A 24,534-nucleotide genomic window follows, 5' to 3' on the forward strand; every position below is an offset into this window, starting at 1 on the left:
TCAGGACCCGGCGTGCTCCAGTCGCTCCAGCGTACGCCGTCGCTCCGCCTGCTCTGCTGGGTCCGGCACCGGCAGCGACGCGAGGAGCCGCTGCGTGTAGGGGTGCTGCGGCGCGCCGAGGACCTGCGCCGTCGTGCCCGTCTCGACCAGGTCACCGCGGTACAGCACCGCGATCCGGTCGGACAGCGCGCCGACGACCGCGAGGTCGTGGCTGATGAACAGCGAGGCGAAGCCGAGGTCCTGCTGGAGCTCGAGGAAGAGCTCGAGCACGCGCGCCTGCACGGACACGTCGAGCGCACTCGTCGGCTCGTCGGCGATGAGCAGCTTCGGCCGGAGCGCGAGCGACCGGGCGAGCGACGCGCGCTGGCGCTGCCCACCGGAGAGCTCGTGCGGGTAGCGGTCGCCGTACGCGGCCGGCAGCTGCACGGCCTCGAGCAGCTCGTCCACCCGCTTGCGCGCGGCACGCGGACTCGAGACCTCCCGGTGCACGACCAGCGGCTCGGCGACGCACTCGGCGATCGTCAGCAGCGGGTTGAACGAGGTCGCCGGGTCCTGGAAGACGAACCCGATGTCCTTCCGAAGGTGCTTGAAGTCGCGTTCGCGGTACCCGAGCATCTCGGCGCCGAGGACCTTGAGCGAGCCGCCGGTGACCTTCGTCAGGCCCGCCATCGCCCGGCCGATGGTGGTCTTGCCGGAGCCGGACTCCCCCACCAGGCCGAGGACCTCGCCCGGACGGATCGCCAGGTCGACACCCTTGACCGCCTTGAACGCCGGCGAGCCGAGCCGCCCGGGGTACTCGATCTCGAGCCCCTTCGCCTCGACCAGCGGGGTGACGTCCTCGGCGATCGCGGCGCGCCGGGCCACCCCGGTGGACGCCTCGAGCCGGGGCACCGCCGCCAGCAGCCGCTTGGTGTAGTCGGCCTGGGGCGTCGCGAACAGCGCCGACGCCGTGGCCTCTTCGACGATCTCGCCCTGGTACATCACGGCGACGCGGTCGGCCAGGTCGGCGACCACACCCATGTTGTGCGTGATGACGACGATCGCGGTGCCGAACTCGTCACGGCAGCGGCGCAGCAGGTCGAGGATCTCGGCCTGCACCGTCACGTCGAGCGCCGTCGTCGGTTCGTCCGCGATGATGACGCTCGGCTCGAGGGCCAGTGCACTCGCGATGACCACGCGCTGCTTCTGCCCGCCGGAGAACTGGTGCGGGTAGTGGTCGACGCGGGTCTCGGGGTCGGGGATGCCGACGCGACCGAGGTAGTCGATGGCCTTCGCCCGTGCTTCCTTCTTCGACACGCCGCCGTGGGCGCGGAGCCCCTCGGCGATCTGCCACCCGACCGTGAAGACCGGGTTGAGGGCGGTCGACGGTTCCTGGAACACCATCGCCCCGGCGGTTCCGCGCAGGCTGCGGAGCTTCTGCGCGCCGACGCTCACCACGTCGGTGCCGTCGAGCAGCACCGCGCCGCCGAGCGTCGCCGTCTCCGGCATGAGCCGCAGCATGCTGCGCGCCGTGACGGACTTGCCGGAGCCGGACTCGCCGACCAGGGCGAGCACCTCGCCGGGGCGGACGTCGAGGCTGACGCCCTTGACCGCGTCGACGGCGCCGCCGTCGGTCGCGAACGTGACGGTCAGGTCGTCCACGACGACGACGGGTTCGGTGGTGGTGTCGCCCGGTTGCAGGCGGGTGGTCGGGGTCATGCGCCCGTCCCTTCCGTGTCGTTCCCGGCGGTGCGCGTTGCCTCGGCGTCGCGCGTGTCGCGGGGTGTCGCGGCGTCGCGCGTTTCGCGCGTTTCGCGCGTCTCGCGCGTCTCGCGTGTTTCGCGCGTGGACACGAGCTGCTTCAGGCGTCGGCGTGCACGCAGGCGGGGGTCGGAGATGTCGTTCAGGCTCTCGCCGATGAAGGTCACGCCGAGCACGAGCACCACGATCGCGACACCCGGGTAGACACCGGTCCACCAGACACCGCTCGCGACGTCGGAGAGCGCGCGGCTTAGGTCGTAGCCCCACTCGGCGCCCGACGTCGGGCCGATGCCGAACCCGAGGAAGCCGAGGCCGGCCAGGGTCAGGATCGCGTCGCTCGCGTTGAGCGTCAGGATGAGCGGCAGGGAACGCGTCGAGTTCCGCAGGACGTGCCGCGTCATGATGCGCCACGGGTTCGTGCCCATCACGCGCGCCGACTCGACGAACGCGTCGTTCTTCAGCCGGACGGCCTCGGCCCGGACCACGCGGAAGTACTGCGGCACGTACACGACGGTGATCGAGATCGCCGCCGCGATGATGCCGCCCGAGTAGCTCGAGTTGCCGCCGGAGATGACGATGGACACGATGATCGCGAGCAGGAGCGACGGGAACGCGTAGATGGCGTCGGCCACGACCACCAGGACGCGGTCGAGCCAGCCGCCCAGGTACCCGGAGACCATGCCGAGCAGGACGCCCACGATGATCGAGACGATCACGGCGACGATGACGACGAGCACGGCCGTGCGGGCACCGTAGAGCACGCGGCTGAACACGTCGAAGCCGCCGACCGTGGTGCCCCAGATGTGCTCGGCACTCGGTTCGCCGGTGCGCGGGAAGCTCTGCCCGTCCGCGCCCTGCAGCTGACCGAAGCCGTACGGGGCGAGGAGCGGTGCGAAGACCGCGACGAGCAGGTAGAGGGCGCAGATGACCACGCCGACGATGAGCATGGCGCGCTGCCAGCCGGTGCTCCGGCGGAGCTGGACCACCACGGGGAGCCGCTTCCAGAGCGGCTCGTGGCGGTCGACGAGGGTGGTGTCGACCATCGTCAGAACCTCACTCTCGGGTCGATCAGGGCGGCGACCACGTCGACGATGAAGTTGGTCACCGCGACGATCACCGCCAGCATCGCGACGATGCCCTGCACCGCGACGAAGTCACGGGCCGACAGGTACTGGTTGAGCTCGAAGCCCAGGCCGCGCCACCCGAAGGTCGTCTCGGTGAGCACCGAGCCACCCAGGAGCATCGCGATCTGCAGTCCCATCACGGTGATGATCGGCACGAGGGCCGGACGGAACGCGTGGGTGCGGACGAGGCGCGACTCGCGCACGCCGCGGGACCGGGCGGCGTCGACGTACTCCGAGCCGAGCGACCCGATCATGTTCGCGCGCACCAGGCGCAGGAAGATGCCCGCCGTGAGCAGACCGAGCGTCAGCGCCGGCAGGACGGCGTGCTGCAGCACGTCGCCGATGACCGCGGCGTTGCCGGTGCGGAGCGCGTCGATGATGTAGATGCCGCTCGCGCCCGGGATGCCGTCGAGGATGAGCGACACCCGGGTCGAGGCACGGTCGCCGAGGGGCAGCCAGCCGAGCCACACCGAGAAGACGAGCTTGAGCAGCAGACCACCGAAGAACACCGGCGTGGCGTAGGTCAGGATCGCGAGCGCACGGAGCAGCACGTCCGGCCACTTGTCGCGCGTGTACGCGGCGAGCATGCCGAGCGGGATGCCGAGCACGAGCGCGACGATGAGCGCGTAGAACACGAGCTCCGCGGTCGCGCCGCCGTACGTGACGATGATGTCGGTGATCGGACGGTTGTCCGTCGACGAGGTGCCGAAGTCACCGCGCAGGATGTTGCCGAGGTACTCGAAGTACTGCACGAGCACCGGCCGGTCGTACCCGGCGGCGTGCAGGCGTTCCTGCAGCTGGCTCGGCGTGAGACGACCGCCGACCGATGCGGTGATCGGGTTCCCGATGACGCGCATCAGGAAGAACACGAGCGTCACCAGGATGAAGACGGTCGGGATGATGAGGAGGAACCTGACGAGGATGTACCGGCCGAGTCCGCCGCCACTGTTCTTGGCACTGCGTTGTGCCTGTGGCTTGGTGGGATCGGTGCCGTTCACGTCCTGCGTCGCCTCGGGAGTGCTGAGGGTCACGGGGTGTGTGCCTTTCGTCGCCGTTGCACAGGCACGCGGGCGTTCCTCGTGGGAACGCCCGCGGCCTGCACGTGGGGCTTGGTGCTACTTGCTCAGGGTGGCGTACCGGAACTTGAACGAGGCGTCGAGGGTCAGGCCCTTGACGTCCTTGCCAGCGACCGCGACGGACTTGCCCTGCAGCAGCGGCAGCGTCGAGATCTGGGTGGCTTCGCGCTCCTGGGCCTGCTCGATCAGGGCAGCACGCTTGTCCGTGTCGGACTCGGCCTGCTCCTTCGCGATGAGGTCCTGGATCTCCGGGTCGTCGTAGTGGTTCTGGACGAAGTTCTCCTTGGTGAAGAACGGCGACAGGTAGTTGTCGGCGTCGGAGAAGTCCGGGAACCAGCCGAGCTGGTACACGGGGTAGGCGTCCTTGGTGCGCTCCTGCGCGTAGGTCGTGTAGACCGTCGACTGAATGTTGACGGTGAACAGACCGGAGTCCTCGAGCTGCTGCTTGAGCAGCGCGTACTCGTCGTCCGAGGCCGAACCGTAGTGGTCGGGCGCGTACTGGATGTCGAGCTGCACCTTGCCCGTGACACCGGCGTCCGACAGCGTCTTCTTGGCCTTCGCCACGTCCGCTCCGCCGTCGCCGTCGCCGTACATCTCCTTGAACGGCTGGACCGCGCCGGTCAGGCCGTCCGGGACCATCGAGTAGAGCGGGGTGAAGGTGTCGTTGTAGACCTCCTTCGCGAGCTGGGCACGGTCGACCACGTCGGCGGCAGCCTGACGCACGGCCAGGGCCTTCGCCTCGTCGGCGTCGTCCTGCCCGGTGCCGAACGGCTGGGTCTTGAAGTTGAAGACCACGTAGCGGATCTCGCCGCCGGGGCCGTCGGTGACCTTGAGGGAGTCGTCCTTGCGCAGGTCCGAGATGTCGGTCGGCGTCAGGGAGCGGTACGCCACGTCGACGTCGCCCTTCTGCACGGCGAGCTTGAGGTCGGTCTCCTTGGTGTAGTAGCTGGCGGTGACCTCGTCGGTCTTCGCCTTGCCGAGCAGGCCGTCGTACTTCGGGTTGGTCTTGTACTGGATCGTGTCGTTCTCCTTGTAGGAGCTGATCTGGTACTGCCCGGCGAAGGCCTTGCCCTTGACGATGTCGTCGGCGCTGGTGAGCTTCGTCGCGCTGAAGACGTCCTCGTCGACGATCGGACCCGCGGGGCTCGAGAGCACCTGCGGCCAGGTCTGGTCGGCGTGGTCCAGGTTGAACACCACGGTGGTGTCGTCCGGGGTGTCGATGCTCTTGAGGTTGGCCAGCAGCGACTGCGGACCGTTCTCGTTGTTGATCTTCAGCTCGCGGTCGAACGAGAACTTCACGTCGCTCGACGTGAGCTTGTTGCCGTTCGCGAACTCGAGCCCGTCCTTGAGGGTGACCTCGTAGGTGGTCGGGTTCGTGAACTCCGCCTTCGTGGCGATGTCCGGCTCGACGTCCGGGCTCCCCACGGGCGTGTTCATCAGGAACGGGAACACCTGGTTCTGCACGGCGAAGGAGCCGTTGTCGTAGGAACCGGCCGGGTCGAGGGACGTGATCTTGTCCGTCGTCCCGATGCTCAGGCCGTTCAGTTCGGTGTCACTCACGCTGCTGCTCGCGCAGCCGGTCAGCACCAGCGCCGTCGCTGCTGCACCGGCGCCGAGCGCGATGCCGCGCTTGCCCCACTTGGTCACGGATGCCATGTCCGCTGCCTCTCTGGTCATGATTGCAAGGGTCCTGAGCCGGAGGGTGGAACGTCTGTGTGCCCGGCCAGGAACGCTCATTGGTATCACCCTGTCACGGAACAGAACGAACCGGGGGCGATTTGTTTACACCGCTGTAATGCACGGGCCCGCCGCGTGATGCATGATTCCGCCGGAGTCGAGCGGCGCGTCACGCACGAAAGTTGCGTGGTGCAACCCGGGGCGTCTGGCGCTCGTTCTCGGACGTTCCTGCCCTTCCCGCCCTGAAAGTGCCGGGGCTGCCGTCCCACGGGACGCCCGGCGACGGTTCCCGCGACCTCGGGGGTGCGCCGGCGGCGCGTCGTGCGACTTCACCCCCGGCCGGGAGGCCCGCCCCGCGCCCCTCCCGCCCCTCGCCCCCGCCGACTGGTCACGACTCCCCGCCCGACCCGCCCCGAGCGGTCACGTCCCGTCGTCCGAACCCCGGCCAGCCGACGCTTCGCGACCACTCGACGCCCCACGCGCGGCACGTCCCGACCACTCACGCCGGCGCCGACAGAACCACCTGCCGCTCGCAGCCGCACCAGCCGACAGTTCGTGCCACCTCGGCGAGACGCACCCGGCGCGTCGTGCGACTTCGCCCCCGGCCGGGAGGCCCGCCCCGCGTCCCTCCCGCCCCTCGCCCCCGCCGACTGGTCACGACTCCCCGCCGGACCCACCCCGAGCGGTCACGTCCCGTCGGCCGGACCCCGGCCAACCGACGCTTCGCGACCACTCGACGCCCCACACGCGGCATGTCCCGACCACTCACGCCGTCGCCGACAGAACCAACCGCCGCTCGCAGCCCCACCGTGCGACAGTTCGCGCGACCTCGGCGAGAGGCACGCGGCGCGTCGTGCGACCCCGCGCCCACCAACAGCGCGGGAAGAGCCCTAGGACGCCTCGGCGTCGGCGCGCAACCGCATCCGCTGCCCGTCGATGTCGACGAGCTGCCGCTGGATCTCCGCGCGACGCTCCGCCTGTTCGTGCGGATCGGCGCGCTGCAGCTGTCCGAGCAACGAGGCCTTGCGGGCGAGCAGGTCGCGCTCGACCAGGGCCACGACGATGCTCCGGCAGTAGGCCGCCAGGTCCTCCGCGTTGCGCGCGGGGATCGGCGCGAGCGCGAGTTCGTGCGTCAGGGTGCGGAGGGGCGCCGGCACGTCGGCGAGCAGCCGGTCGAGCCAGTCCCCCGCGCCGATGACGTCGACGTTGGCGACCACGGCGTCCCGCACGGCGGCGAGCATCGGCGTCGAGAACGTGGCCGACGCGGCGAGCCCGAGCATCGGTGCCCCGACGGACGTGGGCTGCTGCACCATCGCCATCACGGCGTCGCGCTCCATGCGGCTGATCGGGTCGTTCGGCAGCGAACGGATCCCGGCGACGGGCTCGTCGGGGGTGTCGGCCCGGTCGGTACCGGTTCCGGCACGGCCGTCGCGCCCCGAGCCCGCGGACCGGTCGTCCTGGGCAGCGGACCCCGCACGACGCCGGGCGGTCTCGACCGACCGACGGACCTCGGGGATCTCCATGCCCAGCCAGCCGGCGAGTTCGCGCACGTAGCCCTGCGTCAGTGAGCGATCGCGGATACCGGCGAGCACGGGCGCAGCAGCGCGCAGGGCACCGACGCGCCCCTCGACGGTCTCGAGGTCGTGGCCGTCCAGGGTGCGGCGGATCATGAACTCGAACATCGGGCGCTTGTTCGTGACCAGTCGGCGGATCGCGTCGTCACCACGGGCGAGCCGGAGGTCGCACGGGTCGAGCCCGCCGGGCGCCACGGCGACGTAGGTCTGCGCGGCGAAGCGCTGTTCTTCCGCGAAGGCACGCGAGGCTGCGCGCTGCCCGGCCTCGTCGGGGTCGAACGTGAACACGACCTCGCCGTTGGCGTTCGGGTCGGCGCCGGCCAGGTCACCGAGCATCGGGCGCAGCACCTTGATGTGGTCGACACCGAACGACGTGCCACAGGTGGCGACGGCGGTCGTGACGCCCGCGACGTGACACGCCATCACGTCGGTGTAGCCCTCGACGATGACGACCTGCTTCTGCTTCGAGATGTCGCGGCGTGCCAGGTCGAGCCCGTAGAGCACCTGGCTCTTGTGGTAGATCGGGGTCTCGGGCGTGTTGAGGTACTTGGGACCCTTGTCGTCCTCGAGCAGGCGGCGCGCCCCGAAGCCGATGGTCGCCCCGGTGACGTCGCGGATGGGCCACATCAGGCGCCCGCGGAACCGGTCGTACGGCGAGCGGTCACCCTGGCTGACGAGGCCGGCGGACACGAGTTCCTCCATCGTGAAGCCGCGCCCGCGCAGGTGGTCCTTGAGCATGTCGTAGGACTTCGGGGCGAACCCGACGCCGAAGTGCTGGGCGGCCGAAGGGTCGAACCCGCGCTCCCCCAGGAACCGGCGGGCGGGGTCGGCGGCAGCGGTGGTGAGCTGCCCCGTGAAGTACTCGAGCGCGGCTTCGTTCGCGGCGATCAGCCGGGCACGGGTGTTGTAGTCGGTACGCGGCCCGTCGCCCTCTTCGTAGTGCAGGGTGAAGCCGATCTTCGCGGCCATGCGCTCGACGGCCTCGGCGAAGGTGGTGTGGTCCTGCGCCATGATGAAGCTGAAGACGTCGCCGTCCTCACCGCAGCCGAAGCAGTGGTAGCGGCCGACCTGGGGCCGGACGTGGAACGACGGGGAGCGTTCGTCGTGGAAGGGGCAGAGGCCCTTCATCGACCCGACGCCCGCGTGCTTCAGCGTGACGTAGTCGCCCACGACGTCGGCGATGTTGACACGCGAGCGGACCTCGTCGATGTCGTTCCGCGCGATCCTGCCAGCCACCCCTCGATCCTAGTTCGTGGGACCGACGTCGGCGGACCGGTCAGACGGCGATGTGGACCGGGTCACGGTCACCCACCACCAGACGTCGGTGCCACGCGAGTGCACCCTGGTCGGTCAGGCTCGCGACCTGGTCGACGACGGCGCGCAGTCGGCCGGCGTCGTCGCCCGCGGCGTGCCAGTCGGCAGCGAAGCCGGGCTCCAGGTCGGTCGCCCCCGTCGCCGCCAGCGCGTCGAGCAGTTCGGTGAGCACGCGGCGCTGGTCCTCGTACACCGGCTGACGGTCGCCCTGGGTCATCACGAAGGCCGCGACGATGCCCTTGAGCACCGCGATCTCGCCGATGATCTCGGGCGGGGTGACGACCGACGCGGCGAACCGCACGAGCGACCCCGAGGCGTAGGACTCGCGGGTGGCCGTCGTGGCGGTGCGCGCGAAGCGTCCGATCAGCTGCGACGTCAGGTTCTTCAGGCGTGCGGCGTCACGGCGGGAGCCGTCGTACGCGGTCATCCAGAGCGGCAACTCGCGCAGGCGGTCGAACGCCTCGAGCAGCTCGTCGCGGCTCAGGTCGTCACCGACCCAGGCGTGCATGGCGCTGACGATGTCGTTCTCGCCGACGCGGTCACCCAGGGCCGCGACGTCGATGAACCCGGCGACGACGGCGTCCTCGAAGTCGTGCACCGAGTACGCGATGTCGTCGGCGAGGTCCATGACCTGCGCCTCGATGCAGCGCTGACGACGCGGGGCGCCGGCGCGGAGCCACTCGAAGGCGTCGTGGTCGTCGTCGTAGAAGCCGAACTTGGTGCGCCCGGAGGACGACTCGGAGACCCCCTGCGCCGCCGGCCACGGGTACTTGCAGCTGGCGTCCAACGACGCGCGGGTCAGGTTGAGCCCGTACGGACGGTCGACGTCGGAACCCGGCCGGACGCCGTAGACCTTCGGCTCGAGCCGCGTCAGCAGCCGGAGGGTCTGCGCGTTGCCCTCGAAGCCGCCGATCCCGGTGGCCCAGGCGTTCACGGCGGTCTCGCCGTTGTGCCCGAACGGCGGGTGCCCGATGTCGTGCGCCAGGCACGCGGTGTCGACCACGTCGGGGTCGAGCCCGAGCGAGTCGGCGAGCTCGCGGCCGACCTGCGCGACCTCGAGCGAGTGGGTCAGCCGGTTGCGGGCGAAGTCGAGCCCCGCCGTCGGGCTGAGCACCTGGGTCTTGGCGGCCAGACGCCGGAGGGCACTGGAGTGCAGCAGTCGGGCGCGGTCACGGGCGAAGTCCGAGCGGCGGTTGCCGTGTTCTTCGGGGAGCCAGCGCTCCGCGTCGGCCGGGCCGTACGAGGCGGTGGCGCTCATCCGCCGCTGTGGTGCAGCTCGGCGGCGGCCAGGACCTTGCGGAACTCGGAGTCGACGTCGCGGCTCTCGAGCCAGCGGTCGGGCAGGGCGGTGCGCTTCGGGTGCCCGGCACGACCGCGCGGCCCCTCGGCGTCGGCACCCGGGTACGGCGCGTCGTGGTCGAGCTGGCCGAGGAAGTCGTCGATCTCCTGCAGGCTCGACGCCATCGCCAGGCCGGCCCGGACGTCGCTGCCGATCGGGTACCCCTTGAAGTACCAGGCCACGTGCTTGCGGATGTCGCGGCAGGCGTGCTCTTCGTCGCCGAAGAACTCGACGAGCAGCTCGGCGTGCCGGCGGAACCCGTCGGCGACCTCGCCCAGGGACGGCATGTACCGCAGCCCCTCGCCGCGGAAGGCCGCGGCCAGGTCGCCGAACAGCCACGGGCGGCCGAGGCAGCCACGCCCGACGACCACGCCGTCGGCGCCGGTCTCGTCGATCATCCGGAGCGCGTCGGCGGCCGACCAGATGTCGCCGTTGCCGAGGATAGGGATGTCGGTGACGGTCTCCTTGAGGGTGGCGATCGCGGACCAGTCGGCGTGCCCGGAGTAGTGCTCGTTCGCGGTGCGGGCGTGCAGCGACACCGCGGCGACACCGGCGTCGCGCGCGATGCGTGCGGCGTCGAGGTAGGTCAGGTGGTCCTCGTCGATGCCCTTGCGCATCTTCACCGTGACGGGGACGTCACCGGCGGCACGCACGGTCTTCGTGACGAGTTCGCGGAACAGGTCGAGTTTCCAGGGCAGCGCCGCTCCGCCGCCCTTCCGCGTCACCTTGGGAACGGGGCAGCCGAAGTTCAGGTCGATGTGGTCGGCACGGTCCTCACCGACGAGGATCGTCGCCGCCTCGGCCACGGTGTTTGGCTCGACGCCGTACAGCTGGATCGACCGCGGGGTCTCGGACTCGTGGTGCTGGATGAGCTGCATCGACACGGGCGTCCGTTCGACGAGCGCGCGCGAGGTGATCATCTCGCACACGTACAGGCCGGCGCCGTACTCGCGGCAGAGCCGGCGGTAGGCCATGTTCGTGATGCCCGCCATCGGCGCGAGCACGACCGGCACGTCGACCTCGATGGGGCCGATGCGCAGGGGCTTCGCCGGACGGGTCGCCGTCCCGGGTGCGTCAGTGATCGTCATACGTCTCCCATTCTCCCACGTCGGTGCGCGCCGGTAGCGTTCTCCACATGACGACCGACGCCAGCACCCGGTTCGACGCCGACGCCCAGGCCCGTGGCCTGCCGGTCGAAGTGGTCGAGCGCCCGGCCGCGAACTCCCTGCACGAGGCCGCCGGACTGCTCGGCATCGAGCCCGGCGACATCGTCAAGACCCTGGTGGTGAAGCGCCACGACGGCGGGTTCCTGCTCGCCCTGGTGCCCGGCGGCCGCAGCATCGCCTGGAAGAAGCTCCGCACGGTCGTCGGCGTCAACAAGCTCTCGATGCCCGACGCCACCACGGCGCTCGAAGCGTCCGGCTACGAGCGCGGCACCATCACGCCGATCGGTGCCACGGGCGACCTGCCGGTGTACGCCGACGAACGCATCGTCGGCCGCCGGATCGCCCTGGGCGCCGGCCGGCACGGTGCGAGCGCCTTCGTCGACGCCGACGCGCTCGTCGCCGCCTACGGCGCGACCGTCGCCGACATCACCGACGAGGAACCGCAGCGCGACTGACGCAGCCGTCAGTCCGGCACCTCGGACCAGTCGCCCTCGGCCCCGGCGAACGAGCCGGCGTCGATCAGGCAGGCGTCGCCCTCGCAGACCGGCGCACCGCCGGGCGTGACGAGCGTCAGCAACGCGGGACGGGCCTCCAGACCGGGCACGCCGGAACCACCGAACGCGCCCGGCAGTCCCGTGATCGCGTCCGGTACGGAGGGCACCGACGTCACGGCCTGGAGGCGCACCGCGCCCTGGTCGCTGATGGTCATGTCCGTCATCGGGTCACCGCCACGTCCGCGCTCGCGTCGTCCGCAGCGCGCTCGGCCGCCGAGGCGACCTCCTCCGGCGTGGTCTCGCGGAGCGCGACCACCTGGCGGAGCACCTGCTCGAACGCCGTCGGGTCCTGGGCGCCGGAGACGCCGTACTTGCCGTCGATCACGAAGAAGGGCACGCCGTTGATCCCGTACGCCTGCGCCTGGGCCTGGTCGGCGCGGACCGCGGCGAGCTGGGCGTCGTCGCGCAGGGTGCTGAGGACCTCGTCGCGGTCGAGGCCGATCTCCGCCGCCAGGTCGGCGAGGGAGGACTCCTGTCCGACGTGCTCGCCACGCTCGAAGTAGGCGGTGAACAGACGCTCGACCATCTCGAGCTGCTTGCCGTGCTGCTTGGCGAGGTGGATGACCTGGTGGGCCTTCACGGTGTTGGTGTGGTGCATGGCCTCGAAGTCGTAGTCGAGACCGACGCCAGCGGCGATGGCGGTGACCTGGTCGAGCATCTGCTGCGCCTGGTCGACGGGCATGCCCTTGTGGCCCGAGAGGAACTCGGCCTCGGTGCCCTCGAAGTCGACGGGGGTGTCCGGGCTGAGCTCGAAGGAGTGGTACTCGACCTCGACGGGGCGGCCCTCGCTCGAGGCGCCGAACGCGGCGACGCCGGCCTCGAACTTGCGCTTGCCGATGTAGCACCAGGGGCAGGCGATGTCCGACCAGACATCGACCTTCACGGAGTCGTTCATGCTGACCCCAACGCGCTCGTGCGGCGCGCATTCCCGCCGCTGCCAGCAAAACACCGGTGTTCGCAGGTCGAACACCCTGCTGCGGGTGTGCAACACACGAACACCGGTGTCTTGCGGAGACGCGACGACCCCTACGCGCCGAGCAACCGCTGCGCCAGGTACCCCTGCAGCTGGTCGAGCGAGACGCGCTCCTGGCCCATGGTGTCGCGCTCGCGCACCGTGACGGCCTTGTCCTCGAGCGTGTCGAAGTCGACCGTGATGCAGAACGGCGTGCCGATCTCGTCGTGGCGACGGTAGCGACGGCCGATGGCACCGGCGTCGTCGAAGTCCACGTTCCAGTTCTTGCGCAGGTCGTCGGCCAGGCCGCGGGCGACGGGCGAGAGCTGCTCGTTGCGCGACAGCGGCAGGACGGCGGCCTTCACCGGGGCCAGGCGCGGGTCGAGGCGCAGGACCGTGCGCTTGTCGACGCCGCCCTTCGCGTTGGGGGCCTCGTCCTCGTGGTAAGAGTCGAGCAGGAACGCCATGAGTGCGCGGGTCAGCCCGAACGACGGCTCGATGACGTACGGCACGTACTTCTCGTTGGCGGCCTGGTCGAAGAACCGGAGGTCCTGGCCGGACGCCTCGATGTGGTTGTTCAGGTCGAAGTCGGTGCGGTTCGCGACGCCCATCAGCTCGCCCCACTCCGAGCCGGTGAAGCCGAAGCGGTACTCGATGTCGGCGGTGGCGTCGGAGTAGTGCGCCCGCTCGCCGTCCGGCACGTCGAAGCGGCGCAGGTTCTCCGGGTCGATGCCGAGGTCGGTGTAGAACGCGACCGAGTCGGCGATCCACTGCTCGTAGTGCTCCTCGGCCGAGGCCGGCGGCACGAAGTACTCGATCTCCATCTGCTCGAACTCGCGCGTGCGGAAGATGAAGTTGCCGGGCGTGATCTCGTTGCGGAACGCCTTGCCGACCTGACCGATGCCGAACGGGGGCTTCATGCGGCTGGTCGTGACGACCTGCGCGAAGTCGACGAAGATGCCCTGGGCCGTCTCGGGGCGCAGGAAGTTCAGGCCCTCTTCCGACTCGACCGGGCCGAGGTAGGTCTTGAGCATCCCGGAGAACTCGCGGGGCTCGGTCCACTCGCCGCGGGTGCCGCAGTTCGGGCAGGCGATCTCGGCCATGCCGCCCTCGGGGGCGCGGCCCTTCTTCGCCTCGAACGCCTCGAGCAGGTGGTCCTCGCGGAACCGGTGGTGGCAGTGCAGGCACTCCACCAGCGGGTCGGTGAAGGTCGCGACGTGCCCGGAGGCCTCCCACACCTTGCGGGGCAGGATCACCGCGGAGTCGAGGCCGACCATGTCCCCGCGGCCGCGGACGAACCGCTGCCACCACTGGCGCTTGATGTTCTCCTTGAGCTCCACACCGAGGGGCCCGTAGTCCCATGCGGAGCGGGAGCCTCCGTAGATCTCACCCGACTGGAAGACGAAGCCGCGGCGCTTGGCCAGGGCGATGACGCTGTCGAGACGGGAGGGCTGTGCCAAAGGGTGCTCCAGAGGTCGCCGAGCTGGGTGCTCGGTGCGGAAACGGTCCGGGCAAGACTACCGGCGATCCTGGCCCGGGAGGCCCGCCCCGCGTCCGCCTTCCACGCTCACCCGCGCGACGTGCCCGGCCCCACCCCGCCGAGCGCGGCCACGACGTCGGTCACGTCGGACTCGTCGTTCCACAGGTGGAACGCGATGCGCAGTCGCCCGGCACGCCCCGAGGCGGTGACGCCTGCGGCAGCGAGGGCCCGGAGGGCCGCCCCGTCGGCGTCCGCGAACGTCACGATCGCCTGCCCGTCGCCCTGCCGAGGCGACCCGAGGGCGTCGCACAGCCGATCCGCGAGACCGGTGGCGTGCCTCCAGACCGCCCGCTGGTCGAGCGCGACCGCGTGTTCGAGCGCGGCCACGGCACCGGGCCACGCCTGCCAGGCCGGCGAGACGTCGAAGCGACGCGCGTCGTCGGCCAGGTGCATGGCGGGGCCGTAGCAGGAGGACCAGACGTCCGCTCCCGCGTACCAGCCGGCCTGCACCGGGCGGAGCCGGCCGAGGGCGGTGTCGGAGAGCGTCATGAAGGCGACGCCGCGCGGAGCGCAGAGCCACTTGTAGGTGTGCGTGAGCGTCACGTCGAACGCTGCGGCGTCGACGGGCAGCACGCCGGCGGCCTGCGTGAGGTCGCAGAGGGTCAGGGCGCCGACGCGACGGGCGGCGGCCACGACCGGGTCGGGGTCGGTGACCACACCGGTCGCGGACTGCACCGCGGACCACGCGACCAGGGCGGTGTCGGGCCCGACGGACGCCGCGAGCCGCTCGAGCGGGACGCTCCGGACCCGGACGCCGCGGTGCGCCTGGGCGAGGAACGGGAAGACGACCGAGCTGAAGTCGCCGTCGGGGACGACCACCTCGGCGCCGTCCGGCAGCGCGTCGGCGACGACCGCGGCCATCACCGAGGTCTGCGATCCCGTCGCCACGCGCTCCACCGGGACGCCGACCAGCGCGGCGAAGAGCGCACGTCCCTGCTCGACCAGCGCGCCGTACCGGGCGGGCGACGTCTCGGCCCGGGACCACGCGTCGAGGTCGGCGCGCTGGGCGGCGAGGGTGCCGCGGGTCGGCAGGCCCGCGGTGCACGCCGCCAGGTAGCCGCGGCCGGCGGGGAAGGAGTCCATGCGGACAGCGTCCTCGTTCCCGCCCCATCACGCCAGAGCCGGTTCGTTGTGCCACCGATAACATCGGGTGATGGACGAGATCGATCCCCAGTTGCTCCGGGTCCTCCGCGCCGTGGCCGACGGCGGGTCGATCACCCGCGCTGCCGCCGCACTCGGGTCGAGCCAGCCGGCCGTCAGCCAGCTGCTGGCCCGGGCCGAACAGCGCCTCGGCCACGCGCTGGTCCTGCGGGGCGGACGGGGCGCGACCCTCACGCATGCGGGGCAGGTGCTCGCCGACCACGCCCTGCACGTCCAGGCCGCGCTGACCGCGGCGCGCGAGGACCTCGACGCCGTCGGCGGACTCAGCCGTGGCCGGGTGCGACTCGCCGGGTTCCCGAGCGCGTCCTCCGCCCTCGTGCCCGCGGTGCTCGCCCGGCTCGCCGCGACGGTGCCCGGCGTGACGACCTCGTACGTCGAGGTGGAGCCGCCCGAGGCACTCGACCTGCTGCGCGGCGGCGAGGTCGACGTCGCCCTGACCTTCACCTACGTCGGTGACGAGGTCGGGACCACCCCGGACCCGGGCCTCGTGACCCGGGCACTCGGTCGCGACCCGCTCGCGCTGGTGACGCCGGTCGAGCCAGGAGGCGCTGCGCGACTCCGCCCTGCCGGCTCCACCGTCGTGGACCTCGCGTCCCACCACGACGCCCGGTGGATCGGGGGCTGCCCGCGTTGCCGTGGGCACCTGCTCGCGTCGTGCGCGAGCGCGGGGTTCACCCCGGACATCGTGCTGGAGACGGACAACGCGGCTGCCGTGGTGGGGCTCGTCGCCGCCGGGCTCGGGGTGGCGCTGCTCCCCCGGCTGGCACTCGCGACGACGGTCATCCCCGCCGGTGTCGCGATCGACCCCGTGGACGACGAGCTCGCCCGGCGTGTCGAGGTCGTCGTCGCGCGTGGTGCCGACCGTGTGCCGAGCGTCCGTGCGGCGCTCGACGCGGTGCGCTCCGCCGCCCACCTGCTCGAGGGGCCGCTGCCGGGTTGAGGGGCCGGGCTCGGGGGCTCGGGCTCGGGCTTGGGCTCTGGCTAGGCCGTCGGGGTGTCGACCGCGCCGCCGTAGCGTCGGTCGCGGCTGGCGTACTCCTCGATCGCACCCCACAGGTCGGTGCGACGGAAGTCCGGCCAGAGCCGGTCGAGGAACACCATCTCGGCGTAGGCGGACTGCCACAGCAGGAAGTTGCTGGTGCGCTGCTCCCCCGAGCTCCGGAGGAACAGGTCGACGTCGGGCATCTCGGGCACGTACAGGCGCTTGGCGAGTGCCTTCTCGGTGACCTGGCTCGGCTTCAGGCGTCCGGCGGCGACGTCCTCGGCCATGCCCCGCACGGCGTCGACGATCTCGTTCCGGCCGCCGTAGTTCACGCACATCGTCAGCGTGAGGACGTCGTTGCCCGCCGTCATGCGCTCGGCGGTCTCGAGCTCGTCGATCACGCTCCGCCACAGCCTCGGACGGCGGCCGGCCCACCGCACCTTGACGCCCCACTGGTGCAGCTGGTCACGGCGACGGCGGATGACGTCACGGTTGAAGCCCATCAGGAACCGGACCTCTTCCGGGGAGCGCTTCCAGTTCTCCGTCGAGAACGCGTACGCCGACACGTGCCGGACGCCGATCTGGATCGCCCCGGCGACGACGTCGAGCAGCGAGGCCTCACCCGCCTTGTGTCCCTCGATCCGCGTCAGGCCGCGGCCGTTCGCCCACCGGCCGTTGCCGTCCATGACGATGGCCACGTGCTCCGGCACGAACCGGGCCGGGATCGCCGGGGGCGTCTCGCCGGTCCAGTCGATCGGGCGGAACGGTTCGACGTCGTCGGGGCGGCGGGGGCTCATGCGGTGGGGGCTCCTTCGACAGCGGGATCAGGATCGGGCTCGGGTACGGCGGGTGCCGGGGTCGAGGCCACCGCGCGCGCCGTCGCCTCGGGTCCGCCGTGGGTCTGCGGCACCGGCATCGGGTGTTCGGAGCGGTCGACGTGCGGCAGGGACCGGAGCGATCGTTCCAGGTGCCACTGGGCGTAGGCCGCGACCACGCCGGAGGCCCGCGAACGCGTCCGCTCGTCGGTGGCGTCGACCGTCGCCCAGTCTCCGGCGAGCAGGGAGCCGAGCACCCCGAGCGTCGCCGGGTCGAGCCGCGGGGTCCCCGGTGGTGCCGCACGGTCGGCGACGACACCCCCGAGCTGCACCACGAACGCCGAGTGCGGGCCGGGCTCCCCCGTCACCGCACAGTCGCTGAACGAGGGGGCCCACCCCGCGATGCTCATCGCGCGGAGCAGGTACGAGTCGAGGGTCGCGCTGGACTGGTGCTCACCGCGCGACAACGAGCGGAGCGCCCCGACGAGCAACAGGTACTGCTGCAGCCCGGCGTCGGCCTCGCTCAGTCGGTCGGCGGTCTCGACCATGGCGCTGGCCGCGGTGTACGCGCCGTAGTCGGCGACGATCTGGGCCCCGTACGCGCCGAGCGACTCCGCCTGGGTGACGATGTCGAGCGACCGGCCCTCGTAGAACTGGGCGTCGACGACCATGAACGGCTCGAGTCGGCTGCCGAACTTCGACGCCGTCCGCCGCACGCCCTTGGCCACGGCGCGGATCTTGCCGTGCTGCCGCGAGAGCATCGTGACGATGCGGTCGGCTTCACCGAGCTTGTGGGTGCGCAACACGACGCACTCGTCCCGGTACAGCGGCATGCCCCCAGTATCCCCCGACCCGCCGACAGCCGCGTGCGCTGCGGGCCGGGGGCTCGGGGTACCGAGTGGAATCGGGCGTACCTGGTCGGAAGAATCGACCAGGTACGCCCGATTCGACCTGCCATCGCGCGTGACGGGGGAAAGACCAGGCACAGACGGGAGGCCCAAGTGCGGGACGGACCCGCACCGCGCCTCCAGGGCTGGTCGCGTCTCAGGCCGAGACGAGCTCCGGCGCGCCGGCCGCGGCACCCGCACGCACCGCGCGGTTCACCGCGGACACGATCGCCTTGAGCGACGCCGTCGAGATATCGGCGTCGATGCCGACGCCCCACAGACGCACGCCGTCGACGTCGAGCTCGACGTAGGACGCGGCCTTCGCGTCACCGGAGGCGCTCATCGTGTGCTCCGAGTAGTCGTACAGCGTGACCTGGACGCCCTGCTCGGCGAGCACCTTCAGGAACGCGTCGATGGGACCGGTGCCGACGGCCTCGGCCGTGACCGCGCCCTCGTCGACCCGGAGTGCCACGGACAGCGAGGTCGTGCCCTCGAAGTCGCTCGACGTCGCCGTCTTGGTGAGCTCGTACCGGCCCCACTTCTCGTCGTCGATCGAAGCGGGCAGGTACTCGTCCTGGAACACGTCCCAGATGCGCTGCGACGAGAACTCGCCGCCCTCGGTGTCGGTGTGCCGCTGCACGACGCCGGAGAACTCGATCTGCAGCTTGCGGGGCAGGTCGAGGGCGTGGTCGGTCTTGAGCAGGTACGCCACACCGCCCTTGCCGGACTGCGAGTTGACGCGGATGACGGCCTCGTACGACCGGCCGATGTCCTTCGGGTCGACGGGCAGGTACGGCACCGCCCACTCGATCTCGTCGATGTCCTTGCCCGCTGCGGCGGCCTTGGCCTTCATCGCCTCGAAGCCCTTGTTGATGGCGTCCTGGTGCGAGCCGCTGAACGCCGTGTAGACGAGGTCGCCCGCCCACGGCTGGCGCTCGGGCACCGGCAGCTGGTTGCAGTACTCGACCGTGCGCTTCACCTGGTCGATGTCGGCGAACGAGATCTCCGGGTCGATGCCCTGCGTGAACAGGTTCATCCCGAGGGCGACCAGGTCCACGTTGCCGGTGCGCTCACCGTTGCCGAACAGGCAGCCCTCGATGCGGTCGGCGCCGGCCATGTAGCCGAGCTCGGCGGCCGCGACCGCGGTGCCGCGGTCGTTGTGCGGGTGCAGCGACAGGATGACGTCCTCGCGGTGGGCGAGGCGGCGGGACATCCACTCGATCGAGTCGGCGTAGACGTTCGGCGTGGCCATCTCGACGGTGGCGGGCAGGTTGATGATGACCTTGCGCTCGGGCGTCGGCTCGAAGACCTCGAGGACGGCGTTGCAGATCTCCAGTGCGACCTCGAGTTCGGTGCCCGTGTAGGACTCCGGCGAGTACTCGTAGTAGATCGTCGTGTCGTGCTGCAGCGTCGCCTCGGCGGCCTTGCAGAGCTTCGCGCCGGTGACCGCGATGTCCACCACGCCCTGCACGTCGGTGCGGAAGACGACCTCGCGCTGCACGATGCTCGTCGAGTTGTACAGGTGGACGATGGCCTGCTTCGCGCCGTCGATCGCCTCGTAGGTGCGCTGGATGAGGTGCTCGCGCGCCTGGGTCAGCACCTGGATGGTGACGTCGTCCGGGATCGCGCCCTCGTCGATCAGCGACCGGACGAAGTCGAAGTCGGTCTGCGAGGCGCTGGGGAACCCGACCTCGATCTCCTTGTAGCCCATCCGGACGAGGAGGTCGAACATCGCCCGCTTGCGCTCGGCGTCCATCGGGTCGATGAGCGCCTGGTTGCCGTCACGCAGGTCGACGGCGCACCAGCGCGGCGCCTTGTCGATGCGCTTCGTGGGCCACGTGCGGTCCGGCAGGTCGACGCTGATCTGCTCGTGGAACGGGACGTACTTGTGGATCGGCATCCCGGAGGGCTGCTGGGTGTTCTGCATCGTTCTTCGCTTTCGTCGCGTGTTCGTGAGCTGTTGTGGTGCGGCCACGACGGACTCCGCGACGAGGTGGGCCGGAGTGTCAGGCCTCGTCGCGGCAGCGAAGGAGGAGGAGTGCCGAGTACATCGGGACCCACGGTAGCACCGGTGTACCAGGCTGGCGCAAGCGTGTGACGCGGGACCGCCCGGTGCCGTCGAACGGGGCGCCGAGTGGCTGCCGGGTGGGTGCCGGGGAGGTGCCGGGTGCGGTGCCGGGTGGTCGAGACCCGCCGCGGGCTGGTCGCCGAGCGGTCAGGATCTGTCGCCCGGGCCGCGTCCAGACGACGGTTCGTGACACCTCGGCGGACGTGAGCGGCGTGGCGGAGCCGGGCAGGGCACGTCGGCGCGACCACACGACGAACGGGAGGCCCGGTGCCAGCTGGCACCGGGCCTCCCGTGTCGTCGCGTGGTGCGACCAGGGCGACGGGTCAGTCGACCGCGAGCGCCTCGGTCGGCGGGACGCGCATCGCGCGCCGCACCGGGGCGATGGTGGCGACGACTGCCAGGACCAGCGCGCCGATCACCACGATGCCGATGGTCAGCGGCGGCAGCACCGGTGCCACGGGCGTCCCGAGCGAGCCGAGCAGCGTCTGCCCGCCGACCCAGCCGTACAGCGTGCCGAGTGCGAGCCCCGAGACGACGGCCGCGACGACCATCTGCACGGCCTCGGTCACGATCATCCGTCGGACCTGCGCGCCGGTCAGGCCGAGCACCCGCAGCAGCCCGAGTTCGCGCCGACGCTGGAGCACCCCGAGCGCCAGGGCGTTCACGACCCCGACGGCGGCGATCACGGCGGAGAAGCCGACGATCACGCTGACGACGGCGTTGATCTGCACGAAGAGGTCCCGCTGCGCCTCGATCATCCCGGGGGTGGCGCTCCCCGCGCTCATGGCGCGCATCTCGGTCTCGAGCACGTGCTGCATGATGCCGAGCGCCACCGCGAAGGTGACGAGCAGGGTGACACCGATGACGAGCCCGATGGTCGCCCGCGAGGACCGCCCCGGCGCCCGCATCGCGTTCCGTCCGGCGAGCAGGACGACGGGGTCGTGCGAGCCGATGCGGCCGATGAGCTGCAGCACGGGTGGCATCACGATCGTCGCCCCCACGGCGATCCCCGCGAAGGACACGAACCCGCCGAGCGCCGCCGGAAGGACCGCGACCGGGGACAGCGAGCTCACCGCGAGCCCGAGCAGCATCAGCACCGCGCCGCCGGCCATGAGCACGATGGCCCAGACCTTGCGGGCCGTACCGGACCGGACGTCGTCGTGGCTCGGCTCGACGGACGACGACAGCGCTTCGAGCGGAGTGACGGTGAGCACGCGGCGCGACCCGGCAGCGAAGGCACCCCAGGTGGCGAGGACGACGGCCACGACCGGCAGGACGAGTTCCCACGGCACGTACGTGTACTCGGCGTCGGGCAGGACCCCATTGCCCCGCAGGACGACCACGAACAGGGCCGAGAGCGCGGTGCCCACGACGGCGCCGACGACCCCGCCGAGCACGCCGACGACCAGGCCGGTGCGGGTGATCCGCGCACGGAGGGTCGCACCGGTCGCACCGACGAGCCGCTGCAGCGCGATGATCCGGGTCTGCCCGGCGATCAGGGTGGCGCAGGTGTTCGCGGTGACGATCGCGCCGACGTAGAGCGCGATGCCGAGGAACAGCCACCCGACCACCGACAGGATCGCCTTGATCGGTCCGAGGTCGGCGACCCCGGCGGCTCGGAGCGCCTCGGTCACGATCCCCGGTGCGATGACGAGGGCGGAACCGAACGTGGTGCCGAGGGCGGCGACCAGGACGGTGGGGGCGAAGGATCGGATGCCGTTCACGCTGCTGCCTCCATCCCGAGCATCGTGGTGGAGATCGCGCCGGCGTCCATCGCGGGGCGGTCGGCGACGATTCGGCCGTCGGCCAGGAACAGGATGCGGTCGGCGTTCGCGGCCGCCACCGGGTCGTGCGTGACCATGACGACGCTCTGGCCCCATTCCTGGACGGCGCCGCGGAGGATCGCGAGCACGTCGCGCCCGGTGCGGGAGTCGAGCGCGCCGGTCGGTTCGTCGGCGACGACCACCGCCGGCCGCGAAGCGAGCGCCCGTGCGATGGCGACGCGCTGCTGCTGCCCGCCGGAGAGCTGGTGCGGCCGGTGCGTCAGCCGGTTGCCGAGCCCGAGCATCTCGACCAGCCGGTCGATCCAGGCGGTCTCCTCGTGCGAGGGCTTTTGCCCGCCGAGCAGGAACGGCAGTCGGATGTTCTCGCTGACGTCGAGCGTCGGGACGAGGTTGAACGACTGGAACACGAAGCCCAGCCGACGACGACGCAGCTCGGTGAGGTCCTTGTCGCCCAGGGCCGTGATGTCGACGCCGTCGATCTGGATCCGGCCGGCGGACACGGCATCGAGGCCGGCCGCGACGTGCATGAGGGTCGACTTGCCGGACCCGGACGGGCCCATCACCGCGGTGAACTCCCCCGCGCCGATGTCGACGCTGACGTCGTCGAGCGCGGTCACACGTCGGGCGTCGTCGCCGTAGTGCTTGGACACGTGGTCGAGGCGGATGATCGGGGCGTGGCTCGTGGTCATGCATCCACGATGGCGGTCAGGGGTCCCGTCCCGCGTCGCCCGCTCGGCTCCTGTGGATCGTCCGCTCGGCTCGGTTGCCTGTGGAGGGGTCATCCCCGCGGATGACCCGGCATCAGTCGGCCTTGGTGACGAGCCCGTGTTCGTGGGCGAAGACGACGAGGCGCACCCGGTCCCGGAGCTCGAGCTTCGTCAGGACCCGCGAGATGTGCGTCTTCACGGTCGCCTCGCTGACGTACTCGTGCTGGGCGATCTCGCTGTTGCTGAACCCCCGGGCGGCCAGGTCGAAGATCTCGCGCTCACGCGGCGTGAGGTCGGCGAACGCCGCGGGGACGGCGGCGGCGCGTCCGACCGAGTCGTCGTACCGCCGCAGGAGCTCCCGCGTGGCCGACGCGGCGAACACCGCGGTGCCGGCGTGCACGGTCCGGACCGCCGCGAGCAGGAACTCGGGGTCGGCGTCCTTGAGCACGAAGCCGCTCGCACCGGCGCGGATGGCCTTGGCGGCGGCCTCGTCGAAGTCGAACGTTGTCAGCACGAGGACCTTCGCACCGTCGGTGCCGGACTGCTCGACGATGTGACCGGTCGCCGTGATGCCGTCCATCACGGGCATCCGGACGTCCATCAGCACCACGTCGGGACGGGTCCGTCGGACGAGCTCGACCCCCTCGGCACCGTCGCCCGCCTCGCCGACGAACCGCAGGTCGGGCTGCGAGTCGATGAGCATCCGGATGCCGGTGCGGAACAGCGCCTGGTCGTCGACGAGGGCGACGCGGATCGAGTGCTCGTCGGTCGGGATCGTGGTCATCGGGCGGTGCGCTCCTGCTCGGTCTGGGTGATCCGGCCGCGGGGCATCTGCCCGCTGGCCGGGACGGTCGGCATCCGGACGGCGACCGCGAAGTCGTCCCCTCGGGCGCCGGCGGTCATGGTGCCGCCGGTCATCACGGCGCGCTCGCGCATGCCGACCAGACCGTGGCCCGTGCCGGGTCCGCGGACACCGTCGTCGGCACGTCGGTTCACGACGGCGATCTCGACCGTGTCCGGCCGGTAGGTCAGGGCGGCACGCACCGGGCTGCCGGGCTCTCCGTGCTTGTACGCGTTCGTCAGGCTCTCCTGCACGATCCGGTAGACGGCGAGCTGCGTGGTGGTGGGCAGCCCGGCGGGGTCGCCCTCGCGTTCCACCCGCACGTCGAGCCCGAGCTGCCGCATCTCGTCGACGAGCCGGTCGATGTCGTCGATCTCGGGCGTCGGCGCGGTCCCCTGCTCGTGCCGGAGCGCGCCGAGGAGTTCGCGCACGTCGCCGAGGGCACGCCGGGCCGTGGCCGAGATGGTGCTGAGGGCCTGGTCGGCCACCGCGGGGTCGGCCTTCAGGGCGTACCGGGCACCGTCGGACTGCGCGATGACGACCGCGAGCGAGTGCGCGACGATGTCGTGCATGTCGCGGGCGATCCGCACGCGCTCCTGCTCGACAGCGACGGCCCGGTCGGCCCGCGCGGCGTCACGCTCGGCAAGCAGCTGGGCCTCGCGACTCATGCTCGCCGAGCGACGGGTCCGGACCACGAGTCCGGCGAGCCACGGCAGCAGCAGCAGGAGCAGGACGACGGCGAAGAACGACAGGGTGACCTGCAGCGACTCCTGCAGCGGCGTCGAGGCGGTCTCGTAGGTGAGGCGGTTCTGGTAATCGTCGAAGCCCATGTACGCCGCCGCCGCCACGGACCCGAGGATCGCCGACACGAGCCCGGCCAGCCGCACACGGCGGCTGCCGTACGCACTCGTCGTGTACATGACGCCGGCGATGAACGCGTTCGACACGTCCGGCACCTGCAGGGTGACCATCTCGAAGACCGCGAACACCCACGCCACGGCCAGGGCGAGCCCGGGTGACAGGCGCCGGATTGCCAGGGCACCGGTCATCCCGACGACGGTGACCACCGACAGCGGCCCGTCGAGCCCGCGCCCGCTGGCGACCAGCACGAGGCCGCCGAGCAGCACGGCGATCAGCAGGTCGGTGATGACCTGCGCACGCAGCATGGGACGGAACACCCGTCCACGGTACGGCGGGTCGCTCGTCCCCGCGTCCCTCGCCCGGATGACCCGG

Annotated in this window: 20 protein-coding genes; 2 read left to right on the plus strand and 18 right to left on the minus strand. The window is 71.3% G+C overall.

What is annotated here, in order from left to right; all coding sequences use genetic code 11:
* From ABRP24_RS11610 to dusB, 7 genes are all read right to left on the minus strand, one after another.
* Positions 1–1,698 (minus strand): ABC transporter ATP-binding protein, encoded by a 1,698-nt coding sequence (locus ABRP24_RS11610; RefSeq protein ID WP_071248066.1) that lies wholly within the window; start codon positions 1,696–1,698, stop codon positions 1–3.
* Complete coding sequence (locus tag ABRP24_RS11615) at positions 1,695–2,783, minus strand: ABC transporter permease (protein ID WP_349848324.1); 1,089 nt, start codon at positions 2,781–2,783, stop codon at positions 1,695–1,697. The genes ABRP24_RS11610 and ABRP24_RS11615 overlap by 4 nt, the downstream gene beginning before the upstream one ends.
* A 2-nt stretch (positions 2,784–2,785) precedes the next feature.
* The gene (locus ABRP24_RS11620; protein ID WP_083404423.1) at positions 2,786–3,862 is read right to left on the minus strand and encodes an ABC transporter permease; all 1,077 of its coding nucleotides are present in this window, start codon (positions 3,860–3,862) and stop codon (positions 2,786–2,788) included.
* A gap of 117 nt (positions 3,863–3,979) precedes the next feature.
* The gene (locus ABRP24_RS11625; RefSeq protein WP_071248075.1) at positions 3,980–5,596 is read right to left on the minus strand and encodes an ABC transporter substrate-binding protein; all 1,617 of its coding nucleotides are present in this window, start codon (positions 5,594–5,596) and stop codon (positions 3,980–3,982) included.
* 911 nt (positions 5,597–6,507) lie between these two features.
* Complete coding sequence (dnaG, locus tag ABRP24_RS11630) at positions 6,508–8,427, minus strand: DNA primase (RefSeq protein ID WP_349848326.1); 1,920 nt, start codon at positions 8,425–8,427, stop codon at positions 6,508–6,510.
* 40 nt (positions 8,428–8,467) lie between these two features.
* Positions 8,468–9,763 (minus strand): deoxyguanosinetriphosphate triphosphohydrolase, encoded by a 1,296-nt coding sequence (locus ABRP24_RS11635; protein ID WP_349848328.1) that lies wholly within the window; start codon positions 9,761–9,763, stop codon positions 8,468–8,470.
* Entirely contained in the window at positions 9,760–10,932 is a 1,173-nt protein-coding gene (dusB, locus tag ABRP24_RS11640; RefSeq protein WP_301600608.1) for a tRNA dihydrouridine synthase DusB, read from the minus strand. Before dusB ends, ABRP24_RS11635 begins: the two co-directional genes overlap by 4 nt.
* Before the next feature lie 47 nt (positions 10,933–10,979).
* Between dusB and ABRP24_RS11645 the strand changes: the two genes are divergently transcribed.
* Positions 10,980–11,465, plus strand: coding sequence for a YbaK/EbsC family protein (locus ABRP24_RS11645; RefSeq protein WP_349848330.1), 486 nt, complete (start codon positions 10,980–10,982; stop codon positions 11,463–11,465).
* Between the two features lie 8 nt (positions 11,466–11,473).
* Here the strand turns inward: ABRP24_RS11645 and ABRP24_RS11650 are convergent, their stop codons facing one another.
* The 4 genes from ABRP24_RS11650 to ABRP24_RS11665 form a co-directional block, all read right to left on the minus strand.
* The gene (locus tag ABRP24_RS11650) at positions 11,474–11,719 is read right to left on the minus strand and encodes a hypothetical protein (RefSeq protein WP_232749416.1); all 246 of its coding nucleotides are present in this window, start codon (positions 11,717–11,719) and stop codon (positions 11,474–11,476) included.
* Positions 11,720–11,724: 5 nt separating this feature from the next.
* Positions 11,725–12,459, minus strand: a complete 735-nt coding sequence (locus ABRP24_RS11655) for a DsbA family protein (protein ID WP_027465323.1) — start codon at positions 12,457–12,459, stop codon at positions 11,725–11,727.
* Between the two features lie 131 nt (positions 12,460–12,590).
* Positions 12,591–13,976 (minus strand): glycine--tRNA ligase, encoded by a 1,386-nt coding sequence (locus ABRP24_RS11660; RefSeq protein WP_027465322.1) that lies wholly within the window; start codon positions 13,974–13,976, stop codon positions 12,591–12,593.
* Between the two features lie 107 nt (positions 13,977–14,083).
* A complete protein-coding gene (locus ABRP24_RS11665) occupies positions 14,084–15,139 on the minus strand; it encodes an aminotransferase class V-fold PLP-dependent enzyme (protein ID WP_349848333.1) in 1,056 nt (351 codons plus the stop codon).
* Between the two features lie 70 nt (positions 15,140–15,209).
* Between ABRP24_RS11665 and ABRP24_RS11670 the strand changes: the two genes are divergently transcribed.
* Complete coding sequence (locus tag ABRP24_RS11670; protein WP_349848335.1) at positions 15,210–16,157, plus strand: LysR family transcriptional regulator; 948 nt, start codon at positions 15,210–15,212, stop codon at positions 16,155–16,157.
* A gap of 41 nt (positions 16,158–16,198) precedes the next feature.
* Here the strand turns inward: ABRP24_RS11670 and ABRP24_RS11675 are convergent, their stop codons facing one another.
* The 7 genes from ABRP24_RS11675 to ABRP24_RS11705 all read right to left on the minus strand — a co-directional run bounded on the left by ABRP24_RS11675 (position 16,199) and on the right by ABRP24_RS11705 (position 24,479).
* Positions 16,199–16,996, minus strand: coding sequence for an isoprenyl transferase (locus tag ABRP24_RS11675; protein WP_214526339.1), 798 nt, complete (start codon positions 16,994–16,996; stop codon positions 16,199–16,201).
* On the minus strand, positions 16,993–17,847 hold the full coding sequence (recO, locus tag ABRP24_RS11680; RefSeq protein WP_027465318.1) for a DNA repair protein RecO: 855 nt from the start codon (positions 17,845–17,847) through the stop codon (positions 16,993–16,995). Before recO ends, ABRP24_RS11675 begins: the two co-directional genes overlap by 4 nt.
* Before the next feature lie 211 nt (positions 17,848–18,058).
* Positions 18,059–19,828, minus strand: coding sequence for a 2-isopropylmalate synthase (leuA, locus tag ABRP24_RS11685; RefSeq protein ID WP_110860436.1), 1,770 nt, complete (start codon positions 19,826–19,828; stop codon positions 18,059–18,061).
* 464 nt (positions 19,829–20,292) lie between these two features.
* Entirely contained in the window at positions 20,293–21,693 is a 1,401-nt protein-coding gene (locus ABRP24_RS11690; protein ID WP_301566662.1) for an FtsX-like permease family protein, read from the minus strand.
* The gene (locus ABRP24_RS11695; RefSeq protein WP_232749410.1) at positions 21,690–22,442 is read right to left on the minus strand and encodes an ABC transporter ATP-binding protein; all 753 of its coding nucleotides are present in this window, start codon (positions 22,440–22,442) and stop codon (positions 21,690–21,692) included. The genes ABRP24_RS11690 and ABRP24_RS11695 overlap by 4 nt, the downstream gene beginning before the upstream one ends.
* Before the next feature lie 112 nt (positions 22,443–22,554).
* Positions 22,555–23,244 carry a response regulator transcription factor gene (locus ABRP24_RS11700; RefSeq protein WP_035808237.1) on the minus strand — a complete coding sequence of 230 codons (690 nt, stop codon included), beginning with the start codon at positions 23,242–23,244 and terminating at the stop codon, positions 22,555–22,557.
* The gene (locus ABRP24_RS11705; protein WP_349848339.1) at positions 23,241–24,479 is read right to left on the minus strand and encodes a histidine kinase; all 1,239 of its coding nucleotides are present in this window, start codon (positions 24,477–24,479) and stop codon (positions 23,241–23,243) included. The genes ABRP24_RS11700 and ABRP24_RS11705 overlap by 4 nt, the downstream gene beginning before the upstream one ends.
* Between the last annotated feature and the right edge of the window lie 55 nt (positions 24,480–24,534).

The sequence above is a fragment of the Curtobacterium sp. WHRI 8282 genome (assembly GCF_040223925.2).
Taxonomy (GTDB): domain Bacteria; phylum Actinomycetota; class Actinomycetes; order Actinomycetales; family Microbacteriaceae; genus Curtobacterium; species Curtobacterium flaccumfaciens.